Origin of the sequence: Roseibium sp. (genome assembly GCF_965233565.1) — a bacterium.
Taxonomy (GTDB): domain Bacteria; phylum Pseudomonadota; class Alphaproteobacteria; order Rhizobiales; family Stappiaceae; genus Roseibium.
Window position 1 is genome coordinate 2935779 of sequence record NZ_OZ247494.1, and the last position, 12972, is coordinate 2948750.

Here is a 12972-nt window from a genome sequence, read left to right on the forward strand (position 1 = left end):
CGCTCCCCTTTTTTTTAAACATGTTGACGGCAGACTGATACGGAGCTGATCAGCTGGCGGCTGATCTCAGCCCTGATGACCGGCGTAGACGTCTGCACCAGCAGCTCGTATTCGCCCAAACGCAGGCTGCAACCAGCTGAACGGTTCCAGAATGTTTTTATTACCTCTTTCCGATCCCCTGTGGCGCAAACTGGACGACGCCCATCGAGACAGGGACATGCCGGCACTCCTTCGTGCGCTGGCGCAGGACTGGGACGAGGAAACGGCCAGCTCGCTTTTCTGGGATTGCCTGTGTCACCAGGACACCTGCTACGGCGCGACCTACGCATCGGTGCCCCACCTACTTCAATTGGCCAAACGCCCTCCTGCACCGGAAGCAGTTGCAAGCATTGCCGATTTCCTGGGGCATGTTTCAATCGTGGCCTTTCAAGCCGCAGGTCATGGCCGCAGCGATGCGCCCGATGTACTGCAGGGATTGCCGTCAGACCTCGAAGCCTGGGACCGCAAGCTCGATCCTTACCGGCACTTACTGGAACATGCGAAAAAAGATCTGGCCGATCCCGAATTTCCGGAAAATGCACTGAAATCGGTAGGCAACGTGTTATTTGAGCTGAGCTCCGGGCCACTTCAAGAGGGGCTAGACGTCGTTGAACCTGAGACGGACCAGTCTGCCACAACGACCAGCGAACTGACCTTGTTGCGCGAAAACCGGCAAGCCGAACTGGATCGCTACACGGAAATACTGTCACGCAGCCCGGTTAACGAGGCAGACCTCAAGACAATCGCCCGGATCGGTGACGCTTTCTTCGAAGCTCAGGTCGAAATTGCTGACCTTTGCGAAAAAGCCTATGCAAACGCGGAATCACCTGCTGAGCGACGGTACTTCTTGGCGGGAACCGTTGCCGCATTTGGGGACCGTGAACTTGCGCAACTGCTGGAAAGCGGGGATGAGGGCTGCTTCGCGTGCGGCAACTGCCGCTGGCAGTATGAGTACCTGATCTTCGGGCAACGCATGGCGTATTATGCCTCGCCGGTCGGCCCAGGCGAAAGTGACACGATTACCGCCTCTGAGGATCTGGTGTTACGGGACTACCAGGGCGGCGCTCCCGATCGGGCTGATGGGCTTGTTCTGCGTTGCGAAGATCTCGGGACTGACACCCCGGCGGGGCGGGCGCTTCAGCTCGTGAAAGCACAAAAAGATCAGGAAAACGAACACAGACTGCGCCAGTTCAAGGGAACTTTTCTGTGCCAGAAATGCGGCATCCAAGTTCCGGTGACCAAGGTTGTGAAGCAGAAACGCTCATGATGAGCAGGTCGGCAACTCCGGTCCACATCACTGCCATCCGATCCGGTGGCCGCGCAGATCGGGTTTTGGAAGCTGATCACAGCGATCTGGACGGTAGAAAAAGACGCAAGCCAAACGAATAAAATCCGCTGGATCACCGGACGCGACCAATCACCAGGGCGCGGTTTTCAGGCTCTTGCCCATGACCAATGCCCCCGAGGATCGCGCGCGGACCAAGGGGGCTTGCTCTTCCAGAATATTCAAAGGCGCGGGATAGCTTCCGGGAAACCCGGTTCTTACATCCCGTAGCTGAGCCGCGCGATGAAGCTCTGCAGGAACCAGATGATCAGCAGCAGGATCACAGGCGAGATGTCGATCCCTCCGAGATCCGGCATGAAGCGGCGGATCGGCCGCAAGGCGGGCTCGGTGAGATTGTAGAGCACACGACCGATCGTGTTGATGAACTGATTGCTCGAATTGACGATATTGAAGGCGAACAGCCAGGAAAAAATGGCGCTGGCGATGATCACCAGAGAATAGAGGTATAGGGCAAGGCCTATTACATCCAACAAAGATCCGACTAATGCGCTCATGTGCCGTCCCACTTCGAAGCTTCAGTTGCCTTTCATGTAGCTTCCTGACAGCCACGCCGCAAGGCGGCAACACCGGAAATCCAACTCTGCCTGCCGGCCATGCTCGCTTGAGCGCTGCGGTGCCAAAATGCAACAGTCCGGCAAAACCCGAAATCCTTAGGGTTTGAGTAAGCGCCACCCGTGCTATCTTCCCGCCAAAGTTTTTTCCTTCTGGGTAGGATACATGTTCAAGTTTCTGTCGCGCGCCTCACTGGCCCTTGCCCTGAGCGCCGTGTCCGGAGCCGCCCTGGCTCAAAGCGGGGAAGTCTCCGCACAGGATGCCAACCGTCAATTCGTGATCGATCTTGGCGTTGGCGCGATTGCCAAACCGCGCTACGAGGCAGCGGACTCCTATCTGGTCTACCCGTTCCCGATCGTTTCCGTCGGCCGGTTCTATCTTCCCGGCCTCGGACAGGTCGTCGATGGCCGCCGCAAGTCGGGCATCTTCTTCTACCCGTCGTTCAATTTCATCGGCGAACGCAAGGCCAGCGATTCGGCGGACCTGACCGGCACCAGGACCGTCGACTGGGCTCTTGAACTCGGTCTTGGCGGCGGTTTCCGCACCGAGCATTTCCGCGCCTTTGCAGAATTGCGCCAGGGCATCAACGGACATAGCGGCCAGGTCGGCCAGCTTGGCCTCGACGGCATCGTCTACCCGGCGGAAAAATGGGAAGTCAGTTTCGGCCCGCGCGCCGATTTCGCCACGGACGATTACATGGACACGTATTTTGGTGTTTCGGCCTCCGAGGCAGCCAACAGTGGCGGCCGGCTGACCCGGTACGATCCGAGCGGCGGCTTCAAGAGCGTCGGCCTTGCTGCGCGTGCCAGCTACGACTTCAACGACGACGTCCGCCTGCACATCCAGGGTGGCTATGACCGCCTGATCGGAGAAGCGGCCGACAGCCCGATCGCCGATGCCGGCAGCAAGGACCAGTTCAGCATTGGTCTTGGCGTGTCCTACCGGTTTGCCTTTGACGTCTTCAAATAAGCGCAAAGTGCACCCTGCTGCACATACTGAAAAGGAGGCCGCCGGCCTCCTTTTGCATTTGCGGTCACGCTATCGGCTGATAGATCTCAGTCGGAACACGGGATCAGGGTAATACCGCGCGGCAGTTTGGTGGTCTCGTCACCACAGGCCCCCAGGATCCGTTCCGGGTCCAGATTGTAGGCACCGGTCAGGTCGGCCCCGACCAGCCGTGTCCGGCGCAACAGCGCGCCGTCAAAATCCACATCTGTCAGGTTGGCACCGCTCAGGTCGGAACTGACAAACCGGACGCCGGACATGTCCGCTCCGGAGAAATCGGCATTGTGTGCCTTGATCCGGTCGAGCTTGGCATCCCGGAGCCGCGCCCTCTTGAAGCTGGCATCGGTGAGATCGACACGTTCCAGATTGGCGTCGTCCAGCTTGGTCCTGTCAAAGGACGCGCCGGTGGCGACCGAACGGATCAGGATGACATTGCGCATGTCGGCACCGTTGAAATTGGCACCGGGGGCAAGGCTGGCATTCATGTCCGCATCGCGCAGGTCCGCATCCTGGAAATTTGCCTTGCTGAGATTGGCTTTTTCCAGGTCGACGGAGCGCATGCTGGCGTCTTCAAAATCGCTGCCGGCAAAATCCGCGCGCTCCGCCTCGGCCCTGCGGAAATCGGCGCTCTTGAAATTCGCGTTCGGCAGCACCGCTTCCTTCAGATCGGTTTCGCGCAGATTGGCCCTGCCGAAGTCGGCGTCTTCCACGGTCAGAAACCGCAGTTCCGCCAGCCGGAGGTCGCAACGCGGGCAGCCGCCCTTTTCCTTGATCTCAGCCATGCGTTCCGCATCGCTGCCGGCCAGGGCCGGTGTCGCCAACATGATCAATGTGCCGAAGCAGCCGGCCAGAACCCGCATCACCGTGTCGCTCATCACTTGTCCTTTTGACTGTCTCAACAAGACATAGGTTGCCAAAACGGCAGTTTAAGGACCCTGCCATGACAGAAAACTTAAAAATGCAAAAATGTTGGGAGATTTATGCAAGAGGGCGGGAAGAAACGGACGGGGTCGCAGGTGCCCGTTTCTTCCAACCACATCAAGCGCTGACGACGCACTACCTGACAATCAGCGTGTTTGTTAGAACGCAAAAGCCTTGCCAATTGGTTTTTCACCTCAGGTAGCCTACATCTGGGCCTTTGCACCTGAAGAAGCACAAGATGCTGACTTTGTTCAGATTTTCTTCACCAGCCCTGCATTGCAATTTGCAACGCCAACTGCAAACAGGGTTAACGAAACGCTAACTGGGCACCAGCCGCGCCGGCGGCTGGCACCGGTCGCCTCAGGTGATTTCCGCACGCAGATCGAACGTCGAGCGCTTGCCGACATCGTCAAAGTGCCGGTCGAGCCAGTCTTTCGCGGTCTCGCGGCCAAGATCCCTCAGATGGGTCAGGAAGTCCCATTCCGCATTCAGTTTCGACGACGCCTGGAGCGGTTTCAGTTCTTCCGCCGCGATCCGGTGCATGTGAACCTTCACATATTCCTCGTCCGACAATTTGCCATCCTCGATGAGCCTCGTGACAAAATCGATGGCGCGCAGTTCGCGCAGAAGCGTCGAGTTGAAGGTGATCTCGTTCAGACGGTTGACGATCTCCCGGGCCGTCCTTGGCACCTGGCGCCGTTCGGTCGGATTGATCTGGATGAGCACGACATCGGGTGTGTCTGTCTCGTAAAAGAGCGGATAGAGCGGCGGATTGCCCATATAGCCGCCATCCCAATAGGGTTCGCCGTCGATCTCCACGGCCTGGAACAGTTGCGGCAGACACGCGGACGCCATCACCGCGTCGAGCGTGACCTCCTTTTCCCGGAACACCCTGATCTTGCCGGTGAAGACATTCGTGGCCGCGATGAAGAGCTTCACGCCCGCACAGCAATGCACCTTGTCGAAGTCGACGATCCGTTCCACCACATCCCGGAGCGGGTTGGCGTTGAGCGGATTGAATTCGTATGGCGAGGCAAAGCGGGAAACCACGTCGAAAAACAGGTAGCTCGGCGAATGATCAAGGCTCCATTCACCCAGGAACTTGTCCAGAGGCGTGCGCTGAATGGGGCTGGCCTGTGCCTCCCGGCTCACCTCGTGCCAGAAGGCTTCCAGGCGTTCGCGCGCACCATCTTCCCCGCCCGCTTCCAGGCCGCTTGCCAGCACCACGGCATTCATGGCCCCGGCGGATGTTCCGGTGATGGCATCGATCTGAAAGCGGCTGTCCTCCAGGAACCAGTCCAGCACGCCCCAGGTAAAGGCGCCATGGGCGCCGCCGCCTTGCAGGGCAAGATTGATCTTCTTGGGCGCGGCCATGGCTGCCCCTTCTTCTGGATTTCGTGTCGTGCCGGTTCCTTAGTGCGCGGTCCAGCCGCCATCGATGGGCAGAACCGATCCCGTGATCGACGCAGCCGAATCGGAACACAGGAACACCGCGTAATCAGCCACCTGCTCGATGGTCACGAACTGCTTGGTCGGCTGCGCCGCCAGCATGACATCGTTCTTGACCTGCTCTTCGGTCAGGTTGCGTGCCTTCATCGTGTCCGGGATCTGGGCTTCGACCAGAGGCGTCCAGACATACCCCGGACAGATAGCATTCACGGTGATGCCCTGCTGTGCCACTTCCAGCGCAACCGTCTTGGTCAGGCCGGCAATGCCGTGCTTGGCCGCCACATAGGCGGATTTGTAGGGCGACGCCACCAGCGCATGGGCTGAGGCCGTGTTGATGACCCTGCCCCAACCCTTTTTCTTCATGCCGGGCAGGGCAGCGCGAATGGCATGGAATGCGGAGGTCAGGTTGATGGCGATGATCGCATCCCATTTCTCCACCGGGAACTCGTCCACCGGCGACACGAACTGGATACCGGCATTGTTGACCAGGATGTCGACAGAGCCGAATTCCTGTTCCGCAGCAGCAACCATTCCGGCGATTTCGTCACCGTTCAGCATATTGGCGGGCGAATACCGGCACTGGACGCCGAAGTCCGCTTCGATCGCGGCCCGGGTCTTCTCGATTTCATCCGCATCGCCGAGCCCGTTGATGACGACATTGGCGCCCTTCGCGGCAAACGCGCGGGCGCAGCCCAGACCGATCCCAGAAGTGGATCCGGTGACGAGGGCGGTCTTGTTGGCAAACATGAAGGAAACTCCCGAAGAAAAAATCCGGCACAGATTTCACCACTTATCGCCGCACTGCAACATCGAAGTGGCGAAAAGTGATGGACCCTGGTCAGGAGCCCCTATTTCCTGACGACAATTGCGACACTCATAACGTCATCCTGAGGAGCGCGCACCATGCGCGTCTCGAAGGATCGGCGGCATATTCCGGAGCAAGTCGCCCCTCCTTCGAAACGGGCCTTCCGGCCTGTCTCGGGATGATGAATTTCGGGTTGCGGTCTCTTTCGGCTAGCCCCCCTGAGCCAACATCAAGTCAGCGCCGGTTCATGCGCCGCACGCCGTCCAGCGCCTTATGCGCCTTGGACCTTGCTGCACTCTGGGTCCGCTCGACCTGCTCGAGATCCTCGTGCTTCAGCCCGAGCTTCTCGGCAAAGCGCTCCCGGATCAGGCCGTAGAAGGTCGCATGCAGACTGGCAAAGGCCCAGACGAGGATCAGCATCATGCCCATGGGGAAAATCGCCGAACGGACCTGCTGCCAGACAAGATTGGCCGGCAGCAGACCGTCACTCATCCACAAAACCAGCGCCCAGAGACCGACCAGGGCCCCGGCCAGAAGGCTCATCACCAGGGCGGCAAAGGCCATAGACCAGCCGAGGCCCGCAGTCGCACGCCAGCTTTCCCTGAGGCTGAGCGGGTCGTCGACGGCCGCTGCCGGCAGCACAACGGAAAATTTCTGAACCACCATCAACGCGATGAATGGCGCCAGGAACAGAAGCAGCAGACCGAAACCTGCGGTCAGCGCGGCAAGAAGCGCCGACAGGATGAAGAGCGGGATCAGCGACAGCATGCCGATCAGGCCGAGCACGATCTGATAGACGATCACCCGGACGGTTCGCCCGCCAAACGCGATCGGAAAGTCCTGCGCGCCGATCAGGATACGGCGCACATAGGCGATGGCGATGGAGAACCCGACCAGCAGGTTGGCCAGCCCGGCCAGCGCCCTGAGCGCGCCCTCGTCGGCCGCGGCAACAGGTTCGGTCATATAGGAGACGGTTGTAAACCCGGTCTCGGGCATCAGCGAGGCACCGATGGCAAAATTAAGCGCGGCCAGCAGCAGGATGTAGGCCCAGCCGGTTTTGAACAGCGTGCCGATATTGTGCTGCGCCAGGGAAAGTGACCGCTCCAGAACGGTGAGAAACATATCCTGCCCCAGTGGTTTGATACCGGGGCAGGATACCGAATTTAGGCCGGTGCGCCAGCGCTGCCTGCAACATCCGGCTGCGACCGGTCACCTTCCTTGGCCAGCTTGTAGCCGTTGGTCAGGACGGACAGTGCCAGAACGGTCATGATCATCTGCATCAGCAGGTTGATGGCCGCGGCCTTGGCCATCACGATGACCAGCGGCAAGGCACCGTCCAATAGACCGAGCGCGAACTGGAGAATACCGGTGGCAATCGCAAATGGCAGGGCAAGGGCGAGCGTTGCCAGGACCATCCACCAGCCCAATCCCTTGCCCGCCTCATAGGCTTCCTTGAAGCCAAGCGTCCCTTCGACCGCCGTTGCCGGCAGCACGAGGCTGACGCGAAACACGATCGGAATGAGCACGATGGCAACCGCCAACACAAGAACCGACATGATCACGGTAGAGCCGGTCACCATGCCGATGCCACCGGCAATCGCGTAAGTCACACCGAAACCGATCGTGATCACAAGCGACTTCAAGGCAAATCGCAGTTCCAGCCCCCCGAAACGCAGATTGACCGCAGGCGGCTGTTCGCCCAGCAGCCCGAAGCGGTGCCAGGCAACCGCAATCGAAGATGCCGCGACCAGGCCGACCAGAGCACCGACGACCGACATCGCAGTTGCGGTCAGGAGAAACGGCGACCCGGCCGGATTCCCGGCAAACAGCGCCAGAACGACGACAAAGGCGAGTGCCACGGCCAGCTGGACCAGAAACCACGCGCTGACCACTTTGAATACGGCACCAAGATTGTCGAATACGAGTGAAATGGAAGATTTTACAAGATGCATGAACATGGCGAACGAACTCATAGATAAGGTTGCAATATTCCGCTGCCCGTCGGAGTGCGCTTTATCTACGCGTTTGCCCATTCAGCGCAAGAAAACTTCCCGCCCTGACGAATGTCTACTGAAGTTACCTGAAAATTCCATGTCATGAACTGTATAGCGCATGCATTACCATGGTCAGTCTTCAAAGGCCTGTGTCATCGCTTGTTCTGTCGCTGCGCGATACCCCGCCGTAATCACGGAAATACTGAGCACGGTGACCAGGATCTGCAGCAGCACGTTGAGGATCATGACCTTTATCTGAACGAAGATCAGCGGCAATCCGGTTCCGGTCAGCGACAGCACATGGTCGATCAGGGCCCCGCCCAGCCAGAACGGCAAGGACAGGACAATGACGGCCCAGAGCATACGCCACCCGAGCCCTTGCCCCAGCCGGTGCGCTTCCATAAATCCAATCGGGCGTTCCAGCGCCGCCGCCGGCAGCACCAGGTTCAGGCGCATGAGATGCGGCATGATCAGAAACAGCAGAACGGCGAATGTGGCACTCATCGACACGCCGAGCGGAAAGGCTCCACCGAGTAGCGAAAAAACAACGGCCACCGGGATCGAAACCCCGATCGCGATCAACACCAGCAGGATCATTTTCCAGAGAAATCGTGCTTCCAGCGCGCCGAAACGGACGAACACAGTGGCTGGTCGTTCACCGAGCATGGCAAACCGATGCCAGGCGACTGCAATCGAGGCGGCCGCCAATATGGCAACGGTCACGTTGAGCAGCAGCAGCAGGACCGCACCGGCCGGAATCGACGCTGGGTCAGTGGCCTCGTCGATGGGACCGACAGTCAGTATGACCACAAACGACAGCATGATCTGGATGCCGACCCAGGTGCCGCACACCTTGAACACCATATCCAGATTCTGAAACACCAGCGAAAGGGAATCGGTCAAAAGCCGTTTGAACATGTCTAAGCCCCAGATACGTGATCACGGGCTTGCCCGTTTCAATGAAACCGCTCTTAAAGGTTGGTGGTCCTGCCCGCAACGATTGACAGCAAATCACGCAAATCAACCTGAAAAACCGACCGGCCATTGCCCTTTTTTGCCGCAGCCCCTAATCATGCGCTGGAAAACAGGACCGGGATCGCACATCTATCGGTTCAACAGTTTCAAGACACCCTGGTGCCCATCATGATTGATGATTTCGCAAGTCCCCTGCCCCGCCGCACATCGGTAGGCGTGAAGGTCGGCAACGTCACGGTCGGCGGCGACGCCCCGATCGTCGTCCAGTCCATGACCAATACGGACACCGCCGATGCTGATGCAACTGTCGCCCAGGTGGCGGCACTTGCGCGTGCCGGTTCGGAAGTCGTGCGCATCACGGTTGACCGTGCAGAAGCGGCCGAACAGGTGCCACGCATCAAGGAGCGGCTGGAGCGGATCGGCATCGACCTGCCGCTGGTCGGCGACTTTCACTATATCGGCCACAAGCTGTTGCAGGACTATCCGGATTGCGCCGCGGCGCTCGACAAATACCGGATCAACCCGGGCAATGTCGGCTTCAAGGCCAAGCGGGACACCCAGTTCTCCCAGATCATCGACATTGCCCTGAAACACGACAAACCAGTCCGCATCGGCGTCAACTGGGGTTCGCTTGACCAGGAACTCCTGACCAGGCTGATGGACGAGAACGCGGAAAGCGACGCCCCTGTTTCGGCCGCCGCCGTGATGCGCGAGGCCATCATCCAGTCCGGGCTTCTGTCGGCCCAACGTGCCGAAGACCTTGGCATGGGGCGCGACAAGATCATTCTCTCGGCCAAGGTCAGTCAGGTCCAGGACCTGATTGCCGTCTATGCAGACCTTGCCCGGCGCTGTGACTACGCATTGCACCTGGGCCTGACCGAAGCCGGCATGGGCACCAAGGGCATCGTCTCTTCCGCAGCCTCCATGGGCATCCTGCTGCAGCAGGGGATCGGTGACACGATCCGCGTCTCCTTGACCCCGGAACCGGGAGGCGACCGGACCCGCGAAGTGCAGGTCGCCCAGGAACTGCTTCAGGTCATGGGTTTTCGCGCCTTCGTGCCCGTCGTGGCCGCTTGCCCCGGATGCGGCCGGACCACGTCGACGACGTTCCAGGAGCTTGCCCAGGACATTCAGGGCCATATCCGCGAATCCATGCCGAAATGGCGTGAGCAGTATCCGGGCGTTGAAAGCCTCAACGTTGCGGTGATGGGCTGTATCGTCAACGGTCCGGGCGAGTCCAAGCATGCCGATATCGGCATCTCGCTGCCCGGCACCGGCGAAACTCCCTCCGCCCCGGTTTTCATCGACGGAGAAAAAGCCACCACCTTGCGCGGGCCGGGCATTGCCGACGAGTTCAAGCAGATGGTGCTGGACTATATCGAGAAGCGCTACGGCTCCGGTCCGAAGTCTTCGTCCGACGCCGCCTGACCAGACAGAAAGTCCCAAAAAGATGATGCAGCCGGGCCTTGCCGAGCCTCAGAGAAAGCCGATCCTGGTGATCACCTCACAGGTGGTCCGCGGCGGCATCAGCGGCCGCGGCCTGACCTTCGCCCTGGAACGGATCGGACACGATGTCTGGTTCCTGCCGACCATCCTGCTGCCGTGGCACCCCGGTCAGGGCAAGGGCACCCGGATCGTGCCGGCGCTGGAAGATTTCAAAAGCCTCACGGCGGATCTGGCAGCGTCGCCGAAGCTTGCCGAAATCGGCGCCGTTCTGTCCGGCTATCTGGGCAGCCAGGACCAGGCCGGTCCGATCGCCAAACTGATCAAGGCAGTGAAAGCCGCCAATCCGGACGCTCCCTATCTGTGCGATCCGGTCCTTGGCGACCTGCATGGTGACGCGGGATCTCTTTACGTGCCCAAGGCAACCGCCCAGGCCGTCCGGGACGAGTTGGTTCCGCTTGCGGACATTGTCACTCCCAATGCATTTGAACTTGGCTGGCTGAGCGGGCGCGAGGTCACCAATGAAATGCAGGCGCTCGCCGCCGCAAGAACACTTGGCAACGAGCGGGTGCTCGTGACCTCGTCACCGGCACTGCGCCGCAACGCAATTGCCAACCTGCTGGCTGCGCCGCGCTCTGCGATCGCCGCCGAACACGCGGCAATTCCCAATCCGCCGCACGGCACCGGCGACCTCATGGCCGGCCTGTTCCTGAGCAATCTGCTGGCCGGTTTCGATGACGAAGAAGCCTTGAAGCGGGCATCAGCATCCGTCTTTGAACTGGTCGCACGCAGCGTCAAGAAGGGCGCTGACGAGCTGCTCTTTGCCGAAGAACAGCAATCGGTGGTGAAAGCGATGGCGCTGGTCACATCCCGCCGCGTCCTGGAAACCAAGGTCCGTGCCTGAGAAAAGCACAGACTGGATTGCAGGTGTTGACGGCTGCAAGGCCGGCTGGGTCGCGGTCTTGCGAAATCTCGCCGACCCGACCGAGGTGAACCTGCACCTCTTTCCGGCCTTCGCCGACATTGTCAGCTTCGTCCCTCAGATCAAGGTCATTGCGGTCGATATGCCAATCGGCCTGCCGGATGCACTCGGCCCCGGCGGCCGGGGACCGGAAAAGGCCGCGCGCCGTCATCTTGGAGAACGCCAGTCATCCGTCTTCACCGTGCCCCCCCGACCAGCGGTCTATGAAACCGACTACCGTCAGGCCTGCGACACCGCCATGAAGACCTCCGAGCCGCCAAGGAAAGTCTCGAAACAGTGTTTTTATCTGTTTCCGAAGATGCGGGAGATCGACACGTTGATGACGCCCGAATTGGAAGAGCGCGTTCATGAGGTCCATCCGGAACTCGCCTTCTGGCGCTTGAATGGCGAAGCCGAAATGAGTCTGCCGAAAAAGGTGAAGAGCCGCGCCAACCCGGCTGGCCTCGATCAGCGCAGGGACCTGCTGGTTTCCAAGGGAATGCCGCAAGATTTCCTCGACCAGAAGCCTCCGCGCGGATGCGGCCGGGACGATCTCCTGGATGCAGCAGCGAACAGCCTGATTGCCGAACACATTATAAACGGACAGGCGGAGCCTTTCCCGAAAGATTTCCGACGCGACGACCGGGGCCTCAGAATGGCAATTTGGGCTTAGGGTTGCCGTGAAGCACCTGCCAACCAGACGAAGACAGGGACAATCTACGCCATGCGCCCGGCCCTGAAATGGATGGTCTTTTGTCTCCTGTTCGCGATTTTGACGCTGATCTCGCAATTGGGGGGCCTTGCCCTGATTGCCGCACTCTTTTTCAAACGCCGCATGTTGGTGTTTTTGACAGCTTACGCACTCCTCAGCCTGTCCGCGATCTGGATTGCGCCGGTTGTCAGCAACCGGGTTGCATTGCCCTGCTTTTCGGACGGCCCGTTAAAGGTTCAGTCGTGGATCTACTGCGCCCTCAACCGCAATTATGTGTCACCTGAAGTCAAGGCGCTGCTGGAAGACCTCGCCGATGCGACCGAAGAGGCTTATCCGCGCACACAAACGCTTGTTCTGGATGGCAATTTTCCGTTCCTGGACGGCTTTCCCCTGATCCCGCATCTCTCCCATGATGACGGCAGGAAGGTGGATCTGGCGTTTTATTACCGGGATGCGTCAGGTTACCGGCGTGGTTCCATACGTTCGCCGATCGGCTATTTTGCCTTTGAAGACGGTCCGAGCAATTGCCCGCCGAAGCGCCTGAGCCTCAGATGGGATCTTGCTGCCCTGCAGCCCCTGTGGCCCCGCCTTGAGATCGAGCCGAACAGGACCCGGTTCGCTCTTGCCTTCCTTGCCGCCGATCCCCGTGCCGGCAAGATCCTGCTTGAACCCCACCTGAAAACGCGGCTCGGGCTCGCATCCTCAAAAATCCGTTTTCAGGGCTGCCGGGCGGCCCGGCACGACGATCACATACATCTTCAACTTTAACCC

13 protein-coding genes are annotated in these 12972 nt (G+C 59.8%); 6 read left to right on the top strand and 7 right to left on the bottom strand.

The window, feature by feature from the left end:
• The first annotated feature begins 217 nt into the window (after positions 1-217).
• Complete coding sequence (locus ACO6TG_RS13470; RefSeq protein WP_422378639.1) at positions 218-1306, top strand: hypothetical protein; 1089 nt, start codon at positions 218-220, stop codon at positions 1304-1306.
• Positions 1307-1581: 275 nt separating this feature from the next.
• Here the strand turns inward: ACO6TG_RS13470 and ACO6TG_RS13475 are convergent, their stop codons facing one another.
• Entirely contained in the window at positions 1582-1878 is a 297-nt protein-coding gene (locus ACO6TG_RS13475; protein WP_094072824.1) for a YggT family protein, read from the bottom strand.
• Positions 1879-2101: 223 nt separating this feature from the next.
• Between ACO6TG_RS13475 and ACO6TG_RS13480 the strand changes: the two genes are divergently transcribed.
• Positions 2102-2905: a MipA/OmpV family protein gene (locus tag ACO6TG_RS13480; RefSeq protein WP_422378640.1), complete on the top strand. Its 804-nt coding sequence runs from the start codon at positions 2102-2104 to the stop codon at positions 2903-2905.
• Positions 2906-2991: 86 nt separating this feature from the next.
• On the opposite strand, the gene ACO6TG_RS13485 is transcribed toward ACO6TG_RS13480, so the two are convergent.
• The 6 genes from ACO6TG_RS13485 to ACO6TG_RS13510 form a co-directional block, all read right to left on the bottom strand.
• Positions 2992-3816: a pentapeptide repeat-containing protein gene (locus tag ACO6TG_RS13485; RefSeq protein ID WP_422378641.1), complete on the bottom strand. Its 825-nt coding sequence runs from the start codon at positions 3814-3816 to the stop codon at positions 2992-2994.
• A gap of 406 nt (positions 3817-4222) precedes the next feature.
• Positions 4223-5236 (bottom strand): patatin-like phospholipase family protein, encoded by a 1014-nt coding sequence (locus ACO6TG_RS13490; protein ID WP_422378642.1) that lies wholly within the window; start codon positions 5234-5236, stop codon positions 4223-4225.
• Positions 5237-5275: 39 nt separating this feature from the next.
• Positions 5276-6058, bottom strand: a complete 783-nt coding sequence (locus ACO6TG_RS13495) for a 3-hydroxybutyrate dehydrogenase (protein WP_422378643.1) — start codon at positions 6056-6058, stop codon at positions 5276-5278.
• Positions 6059-6350: 292 nt separating this feature from the next.
• On the bottom strand, positions 6351-7238 hold the full coding sequence (locus ACO6TG_RS13500; RefSeq protein ID WP_422378644.1) for a 4-hydroxy-3-methylbut-2-en-1-yl diphosphate synthase: 888 nt from the start codon (positions 7236-7238) through the stop codon (positions 6351-6353).
• A gap of 41 nt (positions 7239-7279) precedes the next feature.
• On the bottom strand, positions 7280-8074 hold the full coding sequence (locus ACO6TG_RS13505; protein ID WP_422378645.1) for a hypothetical protein: 795 nt from the start codon (positions 8072-8074) through the stop codon (positions 7280-7282).
• Between the two features lie 168 nt (positions 8075-8242).
• A complete protein-coding gene (locus ACO6TG_RS13510) occupies positions 8243-9028 on the bottom strand; it encodes a hypothetical protein (RefSeq protein ID WP_422378646.1) in 786 nt (261 codons plus the stop codon).
• Between the two features lie 225 nt (positions 9029-9253).
• Here ACO6TG_RS13510 and ispG point away from each other — a divergent pair, with 225 nt between their 5' ends.
• The 4 genes from ispG to ACO6TG_RS13530 are packed head-to-tail and all read left to right on the top strand — an operon-like array spanning position 9254 to position 12969.
• A complete protein-coding gene (ispG, locus tag ACO6TG_RS13515) occupies positions 9254-10513 on the top strand; it encodes a flavodoxin-dependent (E)-4-hydroxy-3-methylbut-2-enyl-diphosphate synthase (protein WP_422378647.1) in 1260 nt (419 codons plus the stop codon).
• 22 nt (positions 10514-10535) lie between these two features.
• Positions 10536-11432, top strand: coding sequence for a pyridoxal kinase (pdxY, locus tag ACO6TG_RS13520; protein WP_422378648.1), 897 nt, complete (start codon positions 10536-10538; stop codon positions 11430-11432).
• Positions 11425-12162, top strand: a complete 738-nt coding sequence (locus ACO6TG_RS13525; protein WP_422378649.1) for a DUF429 domain-containing protein — start codon at positions 11425-11427, stop codon at positions 12160-12162. Before pdxY ends, ACO6TG_RS13525 begins: the two co-directional genes overlap by 8 nt.
• 51 nt (positions 12163-12213) lie before the next feature.
• Positions 12214-12969 carry a hypothetical protein gene (locus ACO6TG_RS13530; protein WP_422378650.1) on the top strand — a complete coding sequence of 252 codons (756 nt, stop codon included), beginning with the start codon at positions 12214-12216 and terminating at the stop codon, positions 12967-12969.
• The last annotated feature ends 3 nt before the right edge of the window (positions 12970-12972 follow it).